At 61.9% G+C, this 21,376-nt stretch carries 15 protein-coding genes, 1 tRNA gene, 2 rRNA genes and 1 pseudogene (1 of these 19 running past the window's edge); 11 read left to right on the forward strand and 8 right to left on the reverse strand.

The genetic code is table 11. The annotated features are described in order from the left end of the window. Positions 1-852 precede the first annotated feature (852 nt). The 3 genes from HGN31_RS07400 to HGN31_RS07410 all read right to left on the reverse strand — a co-directional run bounded on the left by HGN31_RS07400 (position 853) and on the right by HGN31_RS07410 (position 3,234). On the reverse strand, positions 853-1,266 hold the full coding sequence (locus HGN31_RS07400) for a site-specific integrase (RefSeq protein ID WP_244961174.1): 414 nt from the start codon (positions 1,264-1,266) through the stop codon (positions 853-855). Between the two features lie 7 nt (positions 1,267-1,273). Next, a protein-coding gene (locus HGN31_RS07405; RefSeq protein WP_168781936.1) for an IS3 family transposase occupies positions 1,274-2,463 on the reverse strand; the annotation gives its coding sequence in 2 pieces (ribosomal slippage) (positions 1,274-2,211 and positions 2,211-2,463; 1,191 coding nt in all). 63 nt (positions 2,464-2,526) lie between these two features. After that, positions 2,527-3,234: a site-specific integrase gene (locus HGN31_RS07410; RefSeq protein WP_244961175.1), complete on the reverse strand. Its 708-nt coding sequence runs from the start codon at positions 3,232-3,234 to the stop codon at positions 2,527-2,529. Positions 3,235-3,368: 134 nt separating this feature from the next. Here HGN31_RS07410 and HGN31_RS07415 point away from each other — a divergent pair, with 134 nt between their 5' ends. From HGN31_RS07415 to HGN31_RS07445, 7 genes are all read left to right on the forward strand, one after another. Beyond that, complete coding sequence (locus HGN31_RS07415) at positions 3,369-4,085, forward strand: hypothetical protein (RefSeq protein WP_168782806.1); 717 nt, start codon at positions 3,369-3,371, stop codon at positions 4,083-4,085. 15 nt (positions 4,086-4,100) lie between these two features. Further along, positions 4,101-4,361 (forward strand): hypothetical protein, encoded by a 261-nt coding sequence (locus HGN31_RS07420; protein ID WP_168782807.1) that lies wholly within the window; start codon positions 4,101-4,103, stop codon positions 4,359-4,361. Positions 4,362-4,439: 78 nt separating this feature from the next. After that, positions 4,440-6,902 carry a DUF7146 domain-containing protein gene (locus HGN31_RS07425; protein ID WP_168782808.1) on the forward strand — a complete coding sequence of 821 codons (2,463 nt, stop codon included), beginning with the start codon at positions 4,440-4,442 and terminating at the stop codon, positions 6,900-6,902. A gap of 339 nt (positions 6,903-7,241) precedes the next feature. After that, a complete protein-coding gene (locus tag HGN31_RS07430; RefSeq protein WP_168782809.1) occupies positions 7,242-7,754 on the forward strand; it encodes a hypothetical protein in 513 nt (170 codons plus the stop codon). Next, on the forward strand, positions 7,744-9,537 hold the full coding sequence (locus tag HGN31_RS07435; RefSeq protein ID WP_168782810.1) for a phage terminase large subunit family protein: 1,794 nt from the start codon (positions 7,744-7,746) through the stop codon (positions 9,535-9,537). Before HGN31_RS07430 ends, HGN31_RS07435 begins: the two co-directional genes overlap by 11 nt. 172 nt (positions 9,538-9,709) lie before the next feature. Then, a complete protein-coding gene (locus tag HGN31_RS07440; protein ID WP_168782811.1) occupies positions 9,710-11,896 on the forward strand; it encodes a DUF1156 domain-containing protein in 2,187 nt (728 codons plus the stop codon). Then, a complete protein-coding gene (locus HGN31_RS07445; protein WP_211096354.1) occupies positions 11,862-12,905 on the forward strand; it encodes a hypothetical protein in 1,044 nt (347 codons plus the stop codon). Before HGN31_RS07440 ends, HGN31_RS07445 begins: the two co-directional genes overlap by 35 nt. On the opposite strand, the gene HGN31_RS07450 is transcribed toward HGN31_RS07445, so the two are convergent. Further along, positions 12,902-14,608, reverse strand: coding sequence for a DUF262 domain-containing protein (locus HGN31_RS07450; RefSeq protein ID WP_168782812.1), 1,707 nt, complete (start codon positions 14,606-14,608; stop codon positions 12,902-12,904). The two genes, HGN31_RS07445 and HGN31_RS07450, sit on opposite strands and share 4 nt — an antisense overlap. Before the next feature lie 302 nt (positions 14,609-14,910). On the opposite strand from HGN31_RS07450, the gene HGN31_RS07455 reads away from it, so the two are divergent. The 4 genes from HGN31_RS07455 to HGN31_RS07470 are packed head-to-tail and all read left to right on the forward strand — an operon-like array spanning position 14,911 to position 18,718. Beyond that, the gene (locus HGN31_RS07455; RefSeq protein ID WP_168782813.1) at positions 14,911-16,320 is read left to right on the forward strand and encodes a phage portal protein; all 1,410 of its coding nucleotides are present in this window, start codon (positions 14,911-14,913) and stop codon (positions 16,318-16,320) included. Beyond that, entirely contained in the window at positions 16,313-18,160 is a 1,848-nt protein-coding gene (locus tag HGN31_RS07460) for a prohead protease/major capsid protein fusion protein (protein ID WP_244961177.1), read from the forward strand. The genes HGN31_RS07455 and HGN31_RS07460 overlap by 8 nt, the downstream gene beginning before the upstream one ends. 1 nt (position 18,161) lies before the next feature. Continuing rightward, positions 18,162-18,371 carry a phage head-tail joining protein gene (locus HGN31_RS07465; protein ID WP_168782814.1) on the forward strand — a complete coding sequence of 70 codons (210 nt, stop codon included), beginning with the start codon at positions 18,162-18,164 and terminating at the stop codon, positions 18,369-18,371. 2 nt (positions 18,372-18,373) lie between these two features. After that, complete coding sequence (locus tag HGN31_RS07470) at positions 18,374-18,718, forward strand: DUF2190 family protein (protein ID WP_168782815.1); 345 nt, start codon at positions 18,374-18,376, stop codon at positions 18,716-18,718. A gap of 66 nt (positions 18,719-18,784) precedes the next feature. Here HGN31_RS07470 and HGN31_RS07475 read toward each other — a convergent pair. The 4 genes and pseudogenes from HGN31_RS07475 to HGN31_RS07490 all read right to left on the reverse strand — a co-directional run. Next, positions 18,785-18,999, reverse strand: a pseudogene (locus HGN31_RS07475) (hypothetical protein). 249 nt (positions 19,000-19,248) lie between these two features. Continuing rightward, positions 19,249-19,325, reverse strand: a tRNA-Met gene (locus HGN31_RS07480). A gap of 108 nt (positions 19,326-19,433) precedes the next feature. Further along, positions 19,434-19,548, reverse strand: a 5S ribosomal RNA gene (rrf, locus tag HGN31_RS07485). 106 nt (positions 19,549-19,654) lie between these two features. Then, a 23S ribosomal RNA gene (locus tag HGN31_RS07490) occupies positions 19,655-21,376 on the reverse strand (it continues 1,107 nt past the right edge of the window).

The raw sequence follows: 21,376 nt of genomic DNA on the forward strand, positions 1-21,376 counted from the left end.
TTTGTGCGTGCGGAACTGTGGGGAGAATTGGTTGCGGGGATAGGATTTGAACCTATGACCTTCAGGTTATGAGGGCTACCCCCGCATCCAAAATAACCACGCAATTTCCGATTGTTAGACGTTTTTCAGGTCCACAACGTCGGCGTCGTGTCGCACGGAACAGCCGCAAACCGTTGGCCAGATAAGGTAATCCGCTCACCGAAACGGCTTGGACTTGATCACGGTAGCCATTCGGGGAGCGAAACACTTGATACGGTGGCAAAATCACGCAAGGGTATCTTGAGAGCTCGACACGGCTTGGACATTTCGGAAGATGGAAAATGATGCGTTTCTTTGTATCCGCGACTGCCTTTGCGTTGTTGGCTTCCTGCGAAGCCAGTGTTCAGGTGCCCGAGGTTGAGCAACCCATCTATTACCAGATTTCAAATGGAGCTGTGGTAGCCCTCTTTGACACGAGAATCTGGCCTGCGGTTCAGGTGGAATCGGGTATTGCCGATCTGTGTGTAGGCAGAAAATTCAGCAGGGTTCAGTACGATTTCAGCCAAGAGATGGCGTCCGCTCGAGCAGTTTGCTCAATGGGGGGAGAAGTTCCTTTTGGCCGTTTCGAAGGTTCGCAGTCTCCTGTCCGTGGACTTAACATGAAACGAGTGGGATAAACACTCCCTCCGACCTTGGCGGAGCGTCGACGCCGACACCAAAGAGCCCCAAATCGCTGCAGAACTGCCTTAGTGTCGATGAAGGGCTATTTGCAGATGCATCTCTTTGCCCAGATGACGGCTCATTGCATCGGGAACAGTGCCACAAGACAGCAAGCCCATTGACTTAAGACTCATGTAAGAGAGCGAACACTCGTTACCCCAGCAGCTTCGCCTCAACCATGGCCATCGCCTTCTGGTGATCCGGCGAGGGGAACAGGTGGCCGTAGCGTTCCATGGTCATCTGGATGGAGGAATGGCCCGCGAAGGTCATGACCTCCTTTATCGAGAAGCCCTGCTCGATCCAGAGCGACACGGCGAAGTGGCGCAGGTCGTGCCAGCGCATCGTGACCTCGACCTTTTCCAGCAGCTTGCGGAACCGGGCTTGGGTCTTGGTGTGCTGCAGGATCCCGCCCTGTGGCGCGGGGAAGACCAGATCGAGGTCGTTCTTCGGGCAGCGCAGTTTCCAGCGGCGCAGGGCGTTCAGCACCATGGGCCCGGCCGGGATGTCGCGGAACCCGGCGCGGGATTTCGGCTCGCCCATCTGGTTGTAGGCATCGTGACCTGCCACTGAACTTTCATCCAACGGCGACCTGAGCCCGGTTTTTGTTTACGCCTGTTGGCGCGGGTTGAGCAATCGCCCGGCGCGCGGAGCTTTCATCTCGCGCAGCGGGGCGGGCGATTGCGGGGTTCAGGTTCGCGGCAAACCCTACAGGGGTCTGGTAGCCCAAGGCCGAGTGGGGCCTTTCGGTGTTGTAATCCGTGACCCAGGCAGCGATCAGGTCACGGGCATGGGCGATGTTGCGGAACAGGGCCTCGTTCAGAAGCTCGTCCCGCATCCTGCCGTTGAAGCTTTCGACGAACCCGTTCTGCATCGGCTTGCCCGGCGCAATGTAATGCCATTCGACCTTGTGCTCGGCGCACCACTTCAGGATCGCGTTCGATGTCAGCTCTGTCCCGTTATCGCTGACAATCATTCCAGGCCTGCCGCGGCGTTCGATCAGCGCCGTCAGTTCCCGAGCCACGCGGCGGCCCGAAATCGAGGTGTCCGGGATCGCCGCCAGACATTCGCGGGTGACGTCGTCAACCACGTTCAGCACCCGGAAGCGCCGCCCGCAGGCGAACTGGTCATGGACGAAGTCCAGCGACCACCGTGCATTGGCTCGTGTCTCGATCAGGATCGGTGCCCTCGTTCCGAGGGCCTTGCGGCGCGCTTTGCGTTTACGCACGGTTAAGCCCTCTTCTCGGTAAAGCCGATAGATGCGGTTGATCCCGGATGGCTCTCCCTCGCGCCTGAGCAGCACGAACAGCCGCCGGTAGCCGAACCTGCGCCGCTCGTTGGCCAGATCCCGCAACCGCCCGCGCAGCGCCGTGTCCGGCGCTCGCTGGGACTGGTAGCGCACCATCGTCCGGTCCGCCCCGGCAATCTGGCACGCCCGCCGCTCCGACAGCCCGAGATGGGCCTTCAGGTGCGCGACAGCCTCGCGCTTCACGGCGGGCGTTACCACTTTTTTGACAGCAGTTCTTTCATCGCAGCCATGTCGAGCATCTGGTCAGCCAGCAAGCGCTTCAGCCTGGCGTTCTCGTCCTCGAGTGCCTTCAGCCGCTTCGCCTCCGACACCGTCATCCCGCCATACTTCGCCTTCCAAGCGTAAAATGTGCCTTCCGACATGCCGTGCTTGCGGCACAGATCTGCGCACTTCGCGCCGGCATCATGCTCCTGAAGGATACCGATAATCTGTTCCTCGGTCCGTCGTGCCTTCTTCATCTTCGTCCGTCCTCTCGTTGGGCCGGACTCTAGTCACAGATGGAGGAAAAAGCCCGTGGCAGGTCAATCGGCGCGCTGGCGGATGCGGAGGAAGCCCTTGTCGAAATCCACGTCCTGCCAGCGCAGGCCCCGCAGTTCGGAGGCGCGCAACCCGCCCAAGGCCGAGACGATCAGGTGCGGTTTGAAATCCTCGTCGGCCGCCTCGATCAGGGCGCGGATGGCCTCCTTGGTCGGCACCGGCGCCTTGTGCTCGATCCGGCTGGACTTGATCACCCGCACCCCTTGGGCGGCATTGGTGAACAGCTGGCCATTGTCGATGGCATGGTCCAGCGCCAGCTTCAGCACCGACAGCGCGCGGCGGGTCAGGTGTTCGGAGCGGCCATTCAGGAGCATCCGGTCGCGGAACTCGTTGACATGGCGGCGGGTCAGTTGGGCGATCAGCTTGTCCCCGATGCCGATCCCGGGCGCGGTGATGTGCAGGCGCACATAGTCGCTGTAGCCGCGCAGGGTGGACCGCTCCATCCGCCGCCCGGTCTTGCAGCGCACCTCGCAATGGTCGAGCCACGCCTGCGCGGCCCCGGCCACGGTCGTGCTGTCGCTGTCGGCAAGATAAGTGTGGTTGGCGACCAGCGAGCGGACCTTGACCAGATAGACGTCGGCGTCCTTGCGGCGCGGGAACAGTTTTGACCGGCGCTTGCCCGCCTGGTCGGTGAAATCCACCTGCCACCGGACCAGGCCCGAGGGCAGTGTGCGTTTGCGGATTGTGGCCATGGGTTCCCTCCGTAAGCGTAAGAAACGGGACCAGTTGTCAAAGCCCGTTAATTGGTGATATGAACCATCTCATATGCACTTGCAACGTACCGTTTCGAGTGTAAACCCTTAGTTCATGAACGGAACCCTCATCAATGACAGCCAGCGAATGGAACGGTGCGGAAGCCCCCGAACTGGTCTTGCATGGCGACGCGGAAGCGGTGGCGGCATCGAGAGTGCCCTTGCCCAGCCTGCGTGTCCTTCAAGCCGCCGGAGCCATTCAGGCGCAGAAAACCCCCAAGGAGCATGGCGGCTTCAAGCGCATGTGGCGCGAGGAGGACGTGCTGATCGCCTCGATCGGTGCCGCGATCAGCGAGCACTTCGCCTGGAACATCCGGATCGTGGCAGAGGCAATGGCCAAGACTCGAACTGGCACATGGGCTGCGCTGACAGCCTCAATTGCGGAGACCATCTTACCCGACGCGGGCGCGCTGATCCGATCCTCGGAGGACGACTGGTATCTGGACCTGATCGACCGGAAGTTCCTGTTCCTGCGGGTGCCACCTCTTTCCGCCATCCTTTTCAGCGACGCGCCACCCGGACAAACAGCCCTGATCCTCGGCTACGCAACATCGAAGGACACCTTCCAGATGCTGCCATGGCTGCTTGGCAGTCCAGAGGGGCGCAGCAAGCTCGCCAACATCACCACCCCGGCGCAGATCGCGACCGTCGAACGCATCTACAAACTCGCCATGGCAACCCGCGCCAACGCGCTGAGCACCGCCAGCATCAACATCAGCATGCAGGTTCGCGCCGCTTGGCGCCGACTCCACGGACTTGACGCCCACTTCCTGCAGGACGCCCTGCCCTAGAAAGGAGACCCAGCCATGACCAAGCACCCCGGTTCCGTCGAGAACCTTCAGCAGACCGCATCCGAGGTGACGCTCGGCGATGACCTGCTCCGCGGCGCGGACGAGATCGCCAGGTTCATGTTCGGCGACGTGAAGCATCGCCGCAAGGTCTACTACCTGACCGGCGAGGCCCCTAGGGGCATGCCGCACTTCAAGATGGGCTCGGTGATTTGCGCCCGCAAAAGCACGCTACTGAACTGGATCGCGCAGCAGGAGCGTTTCACCCCGGGCGAGTGACGGCAGCCGCAAATGTCCTGAGGTCCGCGATCCGGTCGCGGGCTCCATTCTCCATCAGATGCATAGCGACCCCGCCCCATGACCCTTCAGGACAATCCGCTCGACTTCAACGACGTGCCGCCCACGCGTAAAGGTCGTACGTCGCGGCACATTTCCGTGGCCCGGGTGGTGGAACTCCTCAACGACCGGATCGCCGATCTCGCCGTGGAGCTGCTCGGCACTCCGAACCGCGCCATGTCCAGCGCGCAGCAGTTGCGCTTCGGGACCAAGGGCAGCATCGCGGTGGAAATCGCAGGCAAGGACGCCGGGCGCTGGTATGACCACGAGGCCGGAACGGGCGGCGCTGGGCCGGAACTGATCCGTCATCACTTCGGGATGGACGAAAAGGCTGCGTGGGACTGGGCGCGCCACTGGCTGGGCGATGCGGAAATGCCTGCGTCCTGGACCGCCGCCAAACCCGCCACCACCAAACCCGCCAACGCCCCGGCATCTGGCCCGGCCCGCACCGTGGAACTGTCGGAAGCCGAACTCGCAGCCAAGGTGGCAGAGATCGTGCGCCAGACCGAGGTTCCGAATGGCACACCGGCCCATGTCTATCTGGTCGGGCGCGGGATCGCCGTTCAGCCCCCCAACTGCATCCGCTTTCGCCGGAACGCTTATGGCAGCTATGGCGCGATGGTCGCGCTGGCGACAGATGCGACGGGCGAGGTGCTGGCGATCCAGCAGGTCTATCTGACGGCCGAGGGGAAGAAGGCCCCAGTCAATCCCGTCAAGCGCACCAACAAGGCTGTCGAGGGCTGGGGCGAACGTTCCGCCGTGCGCCTGCCCGGCCGCGAACCGCTCGTGCTCTGCGAGGGTGTCGAAACCGCGCTGTCAGTCTGGCAGGCCACCGGTCAGGAGGTCTGGGCCTGCCTCGGCGTCTCTAACATCGGCCGCGCACCCGTCCCCGAAAAGGCCACTGTCATCATCGCCCGCGATGGCGATGCGCCCGGAAGCAAGGCCGAGGGAATGATCACCCGCGCCGCCACCGCCCTTGCCCTGCGCGGGCTCACTGTGATGATCGCCACCCCGCCCGAGGATCAGGACTTCAACGACGTGCTGCTGCGCGAGGGCGAGGAGGCCATTCGCAACCGGATCGCCGGGGCAGACCTGTTTCGCCCGGACCAGGCCGAGACGGGCCGCAAGCGCCTCTACATCGGGTCGGACGTGGAGATGGCGAAGCGCGTCCGCGAAGACCTGACGGAACGCCATGGCCGCGTCGTTCATGCCGAAGGCGAGTTCTGGCGCTACAGCGGCACCCATTGGGAGGCGATCCCGGCCCAAGAATTGCGCCTGCCGGTCCATGCCTATGACGGCGCGAGCTTCGAGACACCCTCGGGCGAGCCCTCGAACGTCAAGCTGACCCAGACCCGCGTCAACTCCGTCCTGAACGAATGTGCAGCCCTCTGCGCAGAGCCCGGTTTCTTCGACACGCCGCCAGCTGGCATCAACTGCGCCTCGGGCTTCCTGCGCTTCGATGCGACGGGCACGCCACATCTGGAACCGCATCATCGCAATCACCGCTGCCGCCACACCCTGCCCGGCCGCTGGCTTCCCGGCACCGCTGGCATCCCGCCCGAAGGCTCGATGCTCCGCCGACTGCTGACCGGGAGTTTCAAGGGCGACCCGGACGCACAGGCCAAATGCGATCTGCTGGCCGAGGTCTGCGGTTCGGCCGCGCTGGGCTATGCCACGCGCCTCGTGCAGCCCCGCGCCGTCGTCCTGCATGGCAAGACGGCCGAGAACGGCAAGAGCCAGATCCTCGACCTGGCGCGAGGCCTTCTGCCCGCCAGCGCCATATGCTGCGTCCCAGCCGCCAAGATGGGCGACGAGCGGCATGTCACCGGCCTCGTCGGGAAACTCCTGAACGCCTCCGACGAATTGTCGCCCGAGGCCATCGCCTCCAACATCTTCAAGTCCGTCGTCACCGGCGAGCCGATCGAGGGGCGCGATGTCTACAAAAGCCGGGTCGAGTTCCGCTCGGTGGCGCAGAACCTGTTCGCCGCGAACCAGTTGCCCAGCTTCAAGGGCGGCGTGGACCGGGGCGTGCAGCGCCGCCTGCTGCTGATCCCCTTCACCCGCACCATCCCCCTCGAGGAGCGGATCGAGGACATCGGCAAGCGCATCGCCTCCGAGGAAGCCGACCTGCTGCTGGCATGGGCGGTCGAAGGTGCATCGCGGCTGATCCGCCAGCGCAACTTCGCGATCCCGGAAAGCTGCCGTGAGGCGCTGATCGAGTGGGTGTTGGGCGAAGATCCGGTGCTGGCATGGATCGACGCCTGTGTGAAGGTCGTGCCCATCGTGAACGGCGGCCCGATGCTTGCCACCCGCGATGCACACCTCCGCTTCCAGAACTGGGCGCAGGCCGAGGGGTTCAAGCCCGAGAAGATCCCCGCGATCAACGGCTTCGTGCAGCGCGTCCAGGCGCAGGTGGCGGGGATCCAGCACAAGCGCACCAGCGCAGGCCGGTTCTTCCTCGGCATCACAGTGACGCAGTGGTGACGCAAGAATGACGGACTTTCAGCCGCAACCCATTGAAAGTGTTGCGATGACGCACTTGGCTCCAACCTTTTTGATAGAAGGGGAAAACCACCCAACCCTGAAGGTTCAGATTACCCCCTATATAAAATGTTCTCTGGGCAGCTGCGTCATCTCAACACTATCAACGACTTACGCCCCGAAACCCGTCATTCCTGCGTCATTCTTGCGTCATCCGCAGCGCCGCTCCGGCCGGTCTGAGGGGCGTCAATCGGGAAGGATCGGGAAAGCGGCGGTTCCTCCCGGGCCAATTCGTATGCGGGGGAGCGCAGCGCATTGGCCCGCCAGCGTCAGGGGGCGGAAATGACTAAACTCGACAGCGCCGAGACCAAGACCGCCTTCGCCGCGCGCGTTGGCCTGACCAAGGGGCGCATCTCGCAGCTGGTGGCCGAAGGTCTGCCGGTCCGCGCAGACGGGCAGATCGACGTGGCGGTGGGGCTGGCCTGGATCGAGGACAACCTTGACCCTGCCCGCCGCAACAAGGGTGGGGCCGCTGCCACGCCTGCCCGCGTCTCGACCACGCTGGCCGAGGCCAAGCGGCTGCATGAGATCGTGAAGGTGCAGCGCGCCAAGCTGGCCTTCGAGAAGGAACAGGGGCTACTGGTCGAAACCGCCGCCGCCACCCGCACCGTGTTCGCCCGCGCCCGTGCTGAACGCGACGCCCACATGGCGTGGGTGCAGCGCACAGCCCCGCTGCTGGCGGCCGAGGTGGGCGCCGATCCCCGTGCCACCTTTGCCGCGCTGGACCGGATGATGCGCGAACATCTCGAACATCTGGCCGACCTTCCACTGGGGAGCTTCGGCGATGGTGCCTGACATCGACCTCGCCTGGCGGCGCGGCATCCGCCCCGAACCACCGATCCCAGTCTCAGATTGGGCCGACCGGCATCGCATCCTGCCGCCAACCTCGGCAGAACCGGGACGCTGGCGCACGGATCGCACACCTTATCTGCGGGCTGTGATGGACGCCCTGTCCACCTCCAGCCCCTATGAACGGGTCGTGCTGATGAAGGGCGCGCAGACCGGTGGCTCGGAGGCCGGGCTGAACTGGCTGGGCTACATCATCCAGAACGCCCCCGGCATCGCCATGCTGGTCATGCCCTCGCTCGACATGGTGCGGCGCAACACGACCGTGCGGATCGACCCGTTGATCGAGGCCACGCCTGCCCTGCGCGATCTGGTTTCTGCGCCCCGGTCGCGCGACGCCGGGAACAGCCTGTTCCGCAAATCCTTCCCCGGCGGCCAGCTGGTGATGACCGGCGCGAACAGCGCAGTCGGACTGCGGTCCACCCCGGTGCGGTATCTGTTCCTGGACGAGGTGGACGGCTATCCCGGCGATGCCGATGGCGAAGGCGACCCCGTCGATCTGGCGATCCAGCGCACCACCACCTTCCGCGGGCGGCGCAAGATCTACATGGTCTCGACGCCCACCCTGAAAGGCCATTCCCGCATCGAGGCGGCCTACCTCGACAGCGACCAGCGGTATTTCCACGTGCCCTGTCAACACTGCGGCGACATGGCCCCGATCACCTGGGCGCGCATCCGCTGGCCTGAGGGGCAGCGCGACGCCGCCTTTCTGATCTGCGACGCCTGCGGCGGCGTCCATCACGAGCACGACAAGCCTCGCCTGCTGGCCGCTGGAGAATGGCACCCGACCGCGCCGGGCGACGGCCGCACCGCCGGGTTCCATCTGTCATCGCTCTATTCGCCATGGGAGACATGGGCCGAGATCGCGCAAGAGCATGCGCGCGTTGCCAAGGATCCTGCCCGCCTGCAGGTCTGGGTCAACACCAAGCTGGGCGAGTCCTGGGAGGACCAGGCAGGCGATACTGTTCCCGCCGATCCGCTCATGGCCCGGCGCGAGGATTGGGGCAGCGACCTCGCCCCCGGCGTGGCCGTGCTGACAGCGGGCGTCGATGTCCAGGGCGACCGGATCGAGGTGCAGATCGTCGGCTGGGGCCGCGACGAGGAGGCGTGGGTCATCGACTACCGCGTGCTGTGGGGCGACCCTTCCGGCCCGCGCCTGTGGTCCGACCTGGATGATGTCCTGAACGGCACCTATGGCGACCTGCCGGTGCGCGCCGTGGCGGTGGATACCGGCGGCCACCACACCAAGATGGCCTACGAGTTCTGTCGCACGCGCCTCGCCCGCCGTATCTGGGCGATCAAGGGACGTGGCGGTCCCGCCATCCCGGTCTGGCCCCGCCGCCCGACCCGCAGCAACAAGGCAAAGATCCCACTGTTCATTGTCGGCGTCGACGCGGTGAAGGACGCGGTCTACGCCCGTCTGAAACTGACCGAACCCGGCCCCGGCGCCATCCACTTCCCCCGCCGCCTCGATGCCGATTACTTCCGCCAGTTGACGGCAGAACGCGTCGTCACCCGCTTCGAAAAGGGCCGCCCCATCCGCTCCTGGCAACCCAAGCGCGACGGCGAACGCAACGAGGCCCTCGACACCTTCGTCTACGCCCACGCCGCCCTGCACGGGCTGATCAGCATGGGGATGAGGTTGAACGAGGAGGTGGAGGCGCTGACGGGGAACGCTATGGTGCGGTTGAACGAGACAAGGAGAGTGGTCCGTTCGGTGTGGATGATGTAGGCACTCGTCATCCAGCATACGTCTGCAGACTGGGGCCTGGTACGCAAGAAAAAGATCCTGCCTCGTGTGCGGCTTAGCGACGGCTTGTTCTATAGTCGAACGGGATCAAGCGTTCTTTGTTTGTTTCGCTAAATGTAGTAGTGTGACCTTCCCAAACCAGATACAGAACATCATGACCATTGAACGCCGCTTTGACATCTCGCTGATCGCATCCCTTGCTCTCAAGGAAAAGCAGATCCAGCAGAACTATCGACCGATCATCGCGGTTCATAAGTGGTTTGCGCGGCGTCCGGGAACGCTCTTTCGGGGTCTTCTCTTATCCGAGTTTTGCGACAAAAGGCTCGACGAGAGCTATTTTGAGGGCCACGATTTTGCGGGCAAGTCGGTCGCCGACCCGTTCATGGGAGGCGGAACGCCGCTTCTGGAAGCGAACAGGGTGGGCTGCGACGTTCAAGGATTTGACATTAACCCGATGTCGGCATGGATCGTGCGCGAAGAAATCGAACATCTCGACCTCAATGCCTACCAAGCGGCCGCGAGTGGCTTGGTTGAGCGATTGGCCGCTGATCTCGGCGAGCTTTACCGGACAGATTGCCCGATCTACGGGGACAAAGACGTCCCGGTGAAGTACTTCCTTTGGGTGAAGACGACATCCTGCGAATCCTGCGGGCATGCAGTCGACCTGTTTCCAGGCTACCGTATTTCTGAAGACGCGCGGCATCCCAAGAACGTGCTGGTTTGCGGGTGTTGCGGCGAACTGAATGAAGTCGAGAACACGGAAGATTTGGGAATTTGCGTGGCCTGCAAATCCGAGTTGACCCTTGCGGGACCAGCAAAACGCGGCTCGTGCGCCTGCCCCAAGTGCGGATCGAAGGCCAAGTTTCCAAAGAAAGACGAAGGGCCGCTTGGGCACCGCCTCTTCGCAATCGAGTACTTCAACCCATTGCGCAAAAAAGCCCACAAGGGCCGGTTCTTTAAGAAGCCGGATGCGAAGGACTTGGAGCGGGCCGCTCGCGCCAAGACACTGCTTGAAGGCGTTAAAGCCCGGTTTATCCCGACGGATGATATCCCGGCGGGCGACGAGACGGATCGCCTGCATCGGTGGGGTTACGCGCAGTACCAAGAGCTCTTCAATGCGCGCCAGCTGCTGGGCTTGGAGCTGAGCTGTCAGTTCATCTCAAGCCAAAATGACTTGAGGATCAAGCACGCACTGGCGACGAACCTCTCAGATCTCTTGCGCTATCAGAACATGCTTTGCCGGTATGACACGATGGCGCTGAAGTCGCTTGATGTGTTCTCGGTCCACGGTTTCCCAGTTGGGCTCGTAGTCTGTGAGTCGAACCTTTTGGGCGTGGTGAACGATTCCGGTGGCACCGTTGGGTCGGGCGGATGGATAAACATCATCGACAAGTATGCAAAGGCCAAGGCCTATTGCGATGAGCCCTTTGAAGTGCAGCACAGGCAAGGCAAGAAAGTCCGCGTTCCGATCGCTGGAGAATGGATCGGAGAAAGCCGCCCCGGGTCACGTGGCCGAGCCGTCAGCATCCGCTGTGCCAGCGCCACAGAAGTAGAGCTTCCGCCGGAAAGTTTAGACGCGGTTTTCACCGACCCGCCGTACTTTGGAAACGTTCAGTATGCAGAGCTGATGGATTTCTGCTACGTCTGGCTCCGGCGTCTCGTCGGCACGGACGTAGAAGGCTTTGCGCGCGCGAGCACTCGGGCAAGCGAAGAACTGACAGTGAACCTGACGGAGGGCCGTGGGCTCACGCATTTCACGGAAGGCATGGCCAAGGTCTACTCTGCATTGGCGAGAGCCTTGAAACCCGGCGCCCCATTCGCCTTCACCTATCACCACAATAAACTCGAAGCCTATTTGGCGATCGCGGTCGCCATTCTCGATGCGGGATTGGTGTGCACTGCAAGCCTTCCCTGCCCCGCCGAGATGGGTGGGTCAATCCATATCCAGGGAACAGGCTCATCGATCGTTGACACTGTGTTCGTCTGCAGACGCAGCGGCACACCGGTTGACCGCCAGCTCTTCCAGAGCCAACTCGAGCTCAACCAGATCGTGCGAGATGACTTGGCGCAGCTTCGTATTGCGGGCCTGAAGCCGACGGCTGGCGACATCCGGTGTATCGTTTTTGGTCATCAGGTCAGGATGGCCATCTGGAACCTCCATCCAGCTTGGAATGTCCAAAGCTCAACGGATACAAAGCTGGACCGGGTTCAGGCTGCATTAAACGCCCTTGGCTCCTACGAAGAGGTGATCGTCGCCTGCCGCATGCAGGCACAATCTGTAAGCCCCGGTGATACCACGTTCCCAGATGAGAAAGACGACCGGGATGCCGTTGCGATTTAGTGCGGATTTCGAGGATCCGGATCTGAACTTTGATCCGTTGATTGACGAGGTCTTTGGGGAGCTGAAGTCAGGTTTTCTGGAGCTACCCAAAGGCGAAGGTTTCATTGATTACCCGGTGTTCGAAACTGGCTATCAAGCGTTGAAGAAGGCGACGGTTGGCTTCACCGTTATTGACCCCGCGGCCGTAATCGGAACCGTTTATGCGATGCCGATCACTTTCATCGTCTTAAGAAGTATTCTGGGGTTCACGCCCTCGGAATGGGCGGACGTCACGACAGAGCGCAAGAAGCTCCAGGTCGACCAAGGGGCCGCTCGAACCATCGACCGGAATTGCCGACTGTCTCCGACAACGGCAATGCGTGATCGAGGCTCAATCGTGGATACACGAGTCAAGGCGATGGTTGCGGCGGCGTGTGAACTCCTTCAAGAGGGCCCGACCAAGGTTGATCGCAAGAAGATCCTGCACCGGCTCGACAAGGTCGACACGGCCACAGGTCTCGCGAGCTTGCGCCCGGTTGCTGACCTGGGCGTGCCATATGCCATGCTACTTTATGAGCGATTCCTGGGGCGCCCCTTCGCCGGCCACCGCGATTCGGTCAGTGAGCTTGTGGGCGACGTCGTTGAGAGTGCTGTCGAGGATGTGCTCGCCAAGGCAGGTGTTGGCTATCGGAAGACCAAGCGTGCCGAAAGGATACCGGGGTTCGATCAGGCACCAGATTTCATCATCCCCGATGAACACAATCCGTCGGTGATCATCGAAGCAAAGCTGACCGAGGATGATGGAACAGCGCGCGACAAGGTCGCCCGTGTTCAACAGCTCCGCAACCTTCGAGAGCGCGACGGCCGCGACTACGAGGTAGTTGCGTGCATTGCCGGACGCGGCTTCAAGGTTAGACGGGCTGACATGAAGCGACTCCTCTTGGCGACGGACGGTAAGGTGTTCACCTTGGCCAGCGTTCAGCATCTGCTCGCGGATACGCGGATCCGAGACTTCGTCACACGTCCCTAACGCGGCTTCGGAGACCAGATTTTCACAGCCAGTTTCGCAAAGGCGGCCTGGCGTGAATCGATGTCCGCTGGGGTCCATGTCTTATACCCGCAAAGCTCGGCCGACATCTTGATTTCTGACTTGGCATACTCCTTCTGCTTCTCAGAGAATTGATTGTTCGCGACCTTCGAATTCAGCTTCTTTCCGAGCAAGGTCATATTCCCGATCCGCCGCAAATAGGCCTTGTGCTGGGCTTCCGTAAAATCCTGCAACCACTCCGCAGTGATGGTCTCAGGCAAAACGTGCTCGATGTTGACCTTCTCTTTGTCGGGATTGACGATCAACTCCTCTGTACCGGCCGTCATATGCTGGTTCAGCACTCGAAGGTAGTACTTTGCAATGTTGACTTTGGAGACTGTCGCCTTAGCGAACGCCTGTTCGAAGCTGATGTCGTCGGGAACCACCTTCTCCATTTGCGTCCACAGGCCCTTCGCGTCGGTGATCTTCTTTTGCGACACTGACTTGGCACATTCAGCGTAATTGGTTTCGAGAAGACCGCTGCCTCCTGCGCCTGCCACTAGGAAGCGGACCGTCCAGGCAACCATCATTGGAAATGAACGGTTGACCTCGGCGGGTTCAAAATTCCTCAGGATGGCCAGCAAGAGCGGGCGGATCTGCGTGACGCCAGCGAGATCGAAGACTTCAAGGGACTGTGAAACCTCTTCAGCGAACTTGCTCCACATCCCGTGGGAGGGGGTGGCAAGGGCTGCATAGATTGCCGCTGTCGTTGCCAATTCAGCTGCAAAGTCGACCGCTTTGGCCTTTGTGGTGACCTCCTTCTTGATAGCAGCGTAGAGATCCTTTTCACGGGTGAGGCCGTTTCTTGCCACCCATGCATGGCGCACGAAGGTCTTGATCTGCCCTTGATCACCAATATCCGCAATCGCGTTGACCATGGTCGTCCACGAAGACTGGATTTCTGGAAGCTTTTCGGCGGCAAAACTGAAGACGTAGTTCTTCAAGAGATCGATCAGCGATAGATCGAGCCCACGGTCGTTGAGAACTTCAAATATCAGGTAAGCGTTTGCTTCGCTGTCGACCTCGACAGAAATGACCTTCGACTTGTCATGGATGAACTCAAGATAGTCGAGGATCGCGTCGTCCTTTTGCTGCGTCAGGTCGACCTTCTTCTGAATGAATAATGCGGCCAGCGAAGCTGCCTGCACCAAACGCTTCTGCGCTGTGTTGCTCGGTTCAACAGTCCGTTTTGGCCCCTTTGGATTCGCGATGATGCGGTTAAGAAAGAACTCACGGTCCTCTGGGATGAGGTGAATGTGAGCCTCAACCTCCTGACTCCGAATGTTTCTGCGGAACAGGTACTTTTGCTCAATGTCCTTGGCACGGTCTTCCTGGCCCACCGACACGAAGTAGTCACGCATGGCGGCGATGAGGATCGCGCATGTAACCAAGCGTTGTTGGCCATCAATGACGAGCTTCCTGCCTTGATCACCCTCGGTGAGGACAACGGTCCCAAGAAAGTACTCGCCCTGCTTGGCGCTCAGCGCGTCATTGATATCGCGAAATAGATCTTCGACCTGCTGATCTTCCCATGCATAGGGACGTTGGTGTGACGGAACAGAAAGCTTGCTGCTTTCAAGAAGTTCCCCGATCCCCAAAAGGTCCGAGTCAATCCGCTCGAGTTTTTCAATCGTCTTGCCGCTCAATGCAAACTCCAAACGCTCGGGTCTCTGTAGTCTCGCCGGTGACATGGGTCGACGCAAGGGCGCCAGCTACCGGGATGCTTGTCACTCGGCTTTACCAATCTACCAGAGCACAAAATGTCGAATATCAGTCATTTGGACAGTCGCCAAGCCTGATGAAAACGCTTCAGTCTTGGCCGTAGTCATTGCTCTGGGTGCCTCCAACTTTCACCTGCGCGCTAATGGCAATCGGTCCCGTTTGGCTTCCCGACCTTTCCCAACCGCTCTGATACCCCGGAGGCGCTGAAAATGAGAGACTCCGCGCCATGCGGACGCTGCTTCATCGCCTTCTCTGGTTCACGCGCACGCGCGGCTTTGACGCTGCGGGTGGTGGTCGGCGTTGGGAGGGGGCGCGGACGGTCGATGGGCTGAACACGGCGATCCTCGCGGGCGCGACGACGGCGGCGCGGCGGGCCGGGTGGTATGCGCGGAACAATCCTTGGGTCGCGGCGGCGGTGGATAGCCTGGTGGGCAATGTCGTCGGCGCGGGGATCAAGCCGCAGTCCACTCATCCCGACCGCGCCGTGCGCGAACGCCTGCAGATGCTGTGGCTGCGCTGGACGGACCATGCCGATCCGGGTGGGCTCGCGGATTTCTATGGGCTTCAGGCCATGGCCGTGCGGGCAATGGTCGAGGGCGGCGAGAGTTTCGCTCGGCTGCGTGTTGTGCCCAAGGCACCAGCCGTTCCCTTGCACATCGACCTGTTGGACCGGGACCAGGTGCCGCTGGATCTGCACCGCGACATCGGCGGTGGCGCACGTATCCGGGCTGGCATCGAATTCAACGGCACTGGGCAGCGCACCGGTTATTGGGTGATGCGTGATCGTCCCGGCGATCCGCTCACCTCCCTGCGGCTGGACCCGCTGCGCCTTCCCGCCGCCGATTGCCTCCACCTGTTCAAGCCGCTTGCGGCAGGCCAGTTGCGCGGGATCACCTGGCTGGCCCCAGTGCTGCTGCGCCTGCACGAGCTCGACCAGTTCGAGGATGCGGCCTTGGTCAAGGCCAAGGTGGCGGCGCTGTTCACGGGTTTCATCACCGATCCGGATGGCTCTGCGGGCGGGCTGACCGGCACCAACACCAACGGCGCGCTGACCGTGGGCATGGAGCCCGGCAGCCTGATCCCCCTGCCGCCCGGCACCGACATCCGGTTTTCCAACCCGACCGAGAGCGACGCCTACGGACCCTTCGTCAAGAACCACCTCCGCGCCGTCGCCGCTGGCATGGGCCTGCCCTACGAACTGGTATCCGGCGATCTGGAGGGCGTGACCTATTCCTCGATCCGCGCCGGGCTGATCGAGTTTCGCCGCCGCGTTGAACAGTTGCAGCACAATGTCGTTGTGCATCTGTTCTGCCGCCCGGTGTGGGACCGCTTCGTGCAGCTGGCGGTGCTGTCGGGCGATCTTCCGGCGCGGGACTTCGACCGCGACCCTGCCGCTTATCTCGGGTGTGAATGGCTCCCGCCCAAGTTCGACTACGTCGATCCCAAGAAGGACGTCGAGGCCGAGATCCTTGCCATCAACGCAGGTCTCAAAAGCCGCCGCCAGGCAATTTCCGAACGGGGCTACGACGCCGAACAGGTCGATGCCGAGATTGCCGCCGACAGGGCACGGTCGAACGCGCTGGGGCTGAGCTTCGGTACGCCGCCTGTCCAGAAGGAGAACACCCCCGATGAATGACGCCACGACCATCCCGACACCGATGGAATCAAACGTCGGGAGCGACAACGTTTGCCTGCTGACCCGACGCGCCGACCTGGCCCCTTCCAGCGCGAATCGCGATGACCGCACCGTTGAGGTGATCTGGTCCACCGGCGCGCCTGTGCGCCGCCGCGACATGGCTGGTCCATATGTCGAACGCCTCAGCCTTGCGCCCGAGGCGGTGGACCTGTCGCGCCTGCAAGGGGCCAGTGTGTTGGATGCCCACCGGCAATCCGCAGTCCGCGACGTGCTGGGCAGCGTGCAATCCGCAACCGTCGATGGCCAGCGCGGCACGGCGCTGATCCGTTTCTCGGCCCGCCCCGAGGTGGAACCGCTCTGGCAGGATGTCCTGTCGGGGATCCTGCGCCATGTCTCGGTCGGCTATTCGGTCGAGGAATGGGCCGAGACCACCGAGAGCGGCGCCCGCGTGCTGACCGCCGTGCGCTGGACGCCCCACGAGATTTCCCTTGTCCCCACCCCGGCTGACCCCGGCGCCCATATCCGCATGGAGACCAACATGACCGACACCACCATCACCCCGGCCCCACCCGAAACTCAGACCCGCGCCGCGATCAACACGGAAATCCGCTCCATCGCTCGCATTGCCGGGTTGGACCAGTCCTGGATCGACGGCCAGATCGACGCCGCCGCCGATGCCGACACCGCCCGCCGTGCGGCCTTCGAGGCGCTGGCCAGCCGCAGCGTGCCCACGATCCGCACCGAACAGGTGTGCGTCGAGATGGGCGAGAGTCACGATGACCCGGCACTTCGCGCCCGTCAGATGGGCGAGGCCCTCTACGCCCGGATCAATCCGCGCCATGACCTCAGCGAACCGGCCCGCCGCTATGCCTATGCCACGCCGGTGGACATGGCCAAGGAACTGCTGACCCTGCGAGGCGAGTCCACGATGGCCTTGTCGCCCGCCAGTTTGGTCACGCGCGCCCTGCACACCACGTCCGACTTCCCGATCATCCTCGGAGACACGGTGGGCCGGGTGCTGCGCGACGCCTACCAGGCCGCCCCATCCGGCATCCGCCGCCTTGGCCGCCAGACCTCGGCGCGGGATTTCCGGGCGGTGAACAAGATCATGCTGGGCGAGGCCCCGCTGCTGGAAAAGCTCAACGAGCACGGCGAGATCAAGGCCGGGACGATGGCCGAGGCGCGCGAAGCCTACAAGATCGAGACCTGGGCCAGGAAGATCGGCATTACGAGGCAGGTGCTGGTCAACGACGATCTCGGGGCGTTCTCGGACCTTGCCCGCCGCATGGGTCAGGGGGCGGCAGAAACCGAAGCGCGAATCCTCGTCACCCTCTTGGAGGCGAACAGCGGCAACGGCCCGACCCTGTCGGACACGAAGGCGCTGTTTCATGCCGATCACGGCAACAAGGCGGGTAGCGGCGCGGTGATTTCGGATGCCACCTTGTCCGCAGCCCGGCTGGCGCTGCGCACCCAGAAGGGCATCGACGGGCGCATCATTCGCGTCACGCCGAAGAACCTGCTGGTCCCGCCTGCGCTGGAGACCGTCGCCGAGAAGTGGCTCGCTACCATCGCGCCCGCCACTGCCGCAGACGTGAACCCGTTCTCGGGCGCCATGTCGCTGGTGGTGGAACCTCGCCTGTCCAGCGCGACCCGGTGGTATGTCACCGCTGATCCCAGCGAGATCGACGGCCTCGAGTTCGCCTACCTCTCGGGCAACGAAGGGCCCCAGGTGGAAAGCCGGTCGGGTTGGGATGTGGACGGCGTGGAAATTCGGGTGATCCTGGACTTCGGCGCAGGCTTCATCGACCACCGCGGCTGGTTCCAGGACCCCGGGGCCTGACATGGCAGACCTCGCCCAACTCACCGCCTGGCGCGATGCCCTGATGGCCGCCCGCTATCAGGGCGTCCGCACCGTCGAATACGACGGCAAACGGGTCACCTACGCGACCGATGCGGAAATGGCGGCCGCGCTGGGCGACCTCAACCGCCAGATCACCGGCACCACGGCGCGCATCGCCGTGGTCCGCATCCAATCCTCGAAAGGACTTTGACCATGCAGAACTTCATCCAGAATGGGCACATCATCCGCGTGACCGCACCTGCTGGCGGCATCGCATCGGGCGAGGGATTGATCATCGGCGGCCTGTTCGGCATCGCCGCCTATTCGTCGGCCGAGGGCGATCCCGTCGAACTCGGGACCACGGGTGTCTACAAGTTGCCGAAGGCGTCAGCCGCCGTGCTGACGGTCGGCGCGCGTGTCGCGTGGGACAACACGGCCAAGAACATCACCGTACCGGGCGCTGGGCGCTTCCCGGTGGGGATCGCCACCGAGGCAGCCGGGAACGGCACCACCAGCGTTGCGGTGCGGCTGGATGGCGTGGGCACTGTGGCCGCGTAATCCATCCACAAAATCGCGTTGGGGATCACAACGCGTTTTCCGGAACGACGATCTCGCGCCTAAATGTCATTCCACGTGCTCGCCCTCGCGGAACGCCATGTCGGTGATTTCGCGGAGGCGGGCGCGGTAGTGGTCCAGCGTGCCGACATGCCCCAGTTCACCTCATCCGGGCTGTAGCCGAAGTGGTCGGCGCCGTGGGCCATCAACCGGGCCAGCATGGCGTCGATCTCGATCTTGGTGGCGATGAAGGCGTCCAGCGCGACGTCGTTTGTCTTGGGCATGATCGTCCCCGAGTTGGTTACGAGGACATGACGGCTCTGGTTTGCTCGGAGATCAAGTTCAATCGGACACGGAACGTCCCGCGAACATCTGATCACTTCCATGTCGCTTGGGTGTTGCACGGAAGAAATCGGAACGGCTGTAAGCCTTTGGAATCGCGAAGAAACGTGTTGTTCTGTGTTGCAAACGCAAAAAGCGCCCCGTGGGGCGCTCTGCATCGGCCTAAGCCTTTGATATATTATCAGAAAGTTTGGTTGCGGGGATAGGATTTGAACCTATGACCTTCAGGTTATGAGCCTGACGAGCTACCGGGCTGCTCTACCCCGCGACCGTGCCGCGTGTGCGGCGGGGGTTTCCCCGTGGGATCCGTTGCGGTGAGGCTGGATCGATTGGGGATGGTTTTCGTTCTGAGAGATTGTTTTGCGTTTCTTTCCAGGTCTGGCGGTGACCTACTCTCCCACGTCTTGAGACGCAGTACCATTGGCGCGACGGCGCTTAACGGCCGAGTTCGGGATGGGATCGGGTGTTTCGCTCGTGCTATGGCCACCAGACCGGGGAAGAAACGCTCAGCGTTCCGGGGCGACCTGTGGGCCGCGTCCGAAGCATTGTCCAAGTTGCTTTTGATGGGAGAAGGCAGTGGTCTGTCTTCTTCCGGATCAAATCAAGCCAATCGAGCCATTAGTACCGGTCAACTGAACGCATTGCTGCGCGTACATCTCCGGCCTATCGACGTGGTGGTCTTCCACGGCTCTCAAGGGATACCTTGTTTTGAGGGGGGCTTCACGCTTAGATGCCTTCAGCGTTTATCCTGTCCGTTCATAGCTACCCAGCACTGCCGTTGGCACGACAACTGGTCCACCAGTGGAACGTTCACCCCGGTCCTCTCGTACTAGGGGCAACTCCTCTCAAGTATCCTACACCCACGGCAGATAGGGACCGAACTGTCTCACGACGTTCTAAACCCAGCTCACGTACCTCTTTAAATGGCGAACAGCCATACCCTTGGGACCTGCTCCAGCCCCAGGATGAGATGAGCCGACATCGAGGTGCCAAACGATGCCGTCGATATGGACTCTTGGGCATCATCAGCCTGTTATCCCCAGCGTACCTTTTATCCGTTGAGCGATGGCCCTTCCACTCGGGACCACCGGATCACTATGGCCGTCTTTCGACTCTGCTCGACGTGTCAGTCTTGCAGTCAGGCTGGCTTCTGCCATTGCACTCAACGAGCGATTTCCGACCGCTCTGAGCCAACCTTCGCGCGCCTCCGTTACTCTTTGGGAGGCGACCGCCCCAGTCAAACTACCCACCACGCAGGGTCCCGGACCCGGATAACGGGCCGCGGTTAGACATCAAGAGTGCGAAGGGTGGTATCTCAAGGATGGCTCCACCGGAACTGGCGTCCCGGTTTCAGCGCCTACCACCTATCCTGCACATCACAATCCTGATGCCAGTGCGAAGCTATAGTAAAGGTGCATGGGGTCTTTCCGTCTAACCGCGGGAAGTCTGCATCTTCACAGACAATTCAATTTCGCTGAGTCCACGTTTGAGACAGCGGGGAGATCGTTACGCCATTCGTGCAGGTCGGAACTTACCCGACAAGGAATTTCGCTACCTTAGGACCGTTATAGTTACGGCCGCCGTTTACCGGGGCTTCAATTCGGAGCTTGCACCCCTCCTTTTAACCTTCCGGCACCGGGCAGGCGTCAGACTGTATACGTCGCCTTACGGCTTCGCACAGCCCTGTGTTTTAAGTAAACAGTCGCCACCCCCTGGTTTGTGCCCCCTGCCCACAGTTGCCTGCGAACAGGGCCTCCTTCTCGCGAACTTACGGAGGTATTTTGCCGAGTTCCTTAAACGTGGTTCTCTCAAGCGCCTTGGTATTCTCTACCAGTCCACCTGTGTCGGTTTCGGGTACGGTCTCATGGAGGGCTATTTCCAGGGACCCCGCAGCTGCCCGATCAATCCGTTAAGATCGAACAACCCTGAGGATCCGTCACCATCTCCTGGCCCAGGAATATTAACCTGGTTCCCATCGACTACGCCTTTCGGCCTCGCCTTAGGGGCCGGCTTACCCTGCTCAGATTAGCTTTAAGCAGGAACCCTTGGACTTTCGGCGACAGGGTCTCTCACCCTGTTTGTCGCTACTCATGTCAACATTCTCGCTTCTGATCACTCCACCGGATGCCTCACGGCCCGGCTTCACAGTCAGAACGTTGCCTCCGCTATCCCGGAGGATAGAAGAGGCGGCGTTCATTCACAGAACGCTCCGCTACCACGCACTCGAAGAGTGCATCCAAAGCTTCGGCTCGTGGCTTGAGCCCCGTTACATCTTCGCCGCAAGACCTCTTGTTTAGACCAGTGAGCTGTTACGCTATC

The sequence above is a fragment of the Paracoccus sanguinis genome, assembly GCF_012689545.1.
GTDB lineage: Bacteria > Pseudomonadota > Alphaproteobacteria > Rhodobacterales > Rhodobacteraceae > Paracoccus > Paracoccus panacisoli.

Coding starts and splice junctions, on each gene's coding strand:
- HGN31_RS07410 (WP_244961175.1), bottom strand. CDS start 3,234: ATGGCCACAATCCGCAAACGCACACTGCCCTCGGGCCTGGTCCGGTGG.
- HGN31_RS07415 (WP_168782806.1), top strand. CDS start 3,369: ATGACAGCCAGCGAATGGAACGGTGCGGAAGCCCCCGAACTGGTCTTG.
- HGN31_RS07420 (WP_168782807.1), top strand. CDS start 4,101: ATGACCAAGCACCCCGGTTCCGTCGAGAACCTTCAGCAGACCGCATCC.
- HGN31_RS07425 (WP_168782808.1), top strand. CDS start 4,440: ATGACCCTTCAGGACAATCCGCTCGACTTCAACGACGTGCCGCCCACG.
- HGN31_RS07430 (WP_168782809.1), top strand. CDS start 7,242: ATGACTAAACTCGACAGCGCCGAGACCAAGACCGCCTTCGCCGCGCGC.
- HGN31_RS07435 (WP_168782810.1), top strand. CDS start 7,744: ATGGTGCCTGACATCGACCTCGCCTGGCGGCGCGGCATCCGCCCCGAA.
- HGN31_RS07440 (WP_168782811.1), top strand. CDS start 9,710: ATGACCATTGAACGCCGCTTTGACATCTCGCTGATCGCATCCCTTGCT.
- HGN31_RS07445 (WP_211096354.1), top strand. CDS start 11,862: ATGAGAAAGACGACCGGGATGCCGTTGCGATTTAGTGCGGATTTCGAG.
- HGN31_RS07455 (WP_168782813.1), top strand. CDS start 14,911: ATGCGGACGCTGCTTCATCGCCTTCTCTGGTTCACGCGCACGCGCGGC.
- HGN31_RS07460 (WP_244961177.1), top strand. CDS start 16,313: ATGAATGACGCCACGACCATCCCGACACCGATGGAATCAAACGTCGGG.
- HGN31_RS07465 (WP_168782814.1), top strand. CDS start 18,162: ATGGCAGACCTCGCCCAACTCACCGCCTGGCGCGATGCCCTGATGGCC.
- HGN31_RS07470 (WP_168782815.1), top strand. CDS start 18,374: ATGCAGAACTTCATCCAGAATGGGCACATCATCCGCGTGACCGCACCT.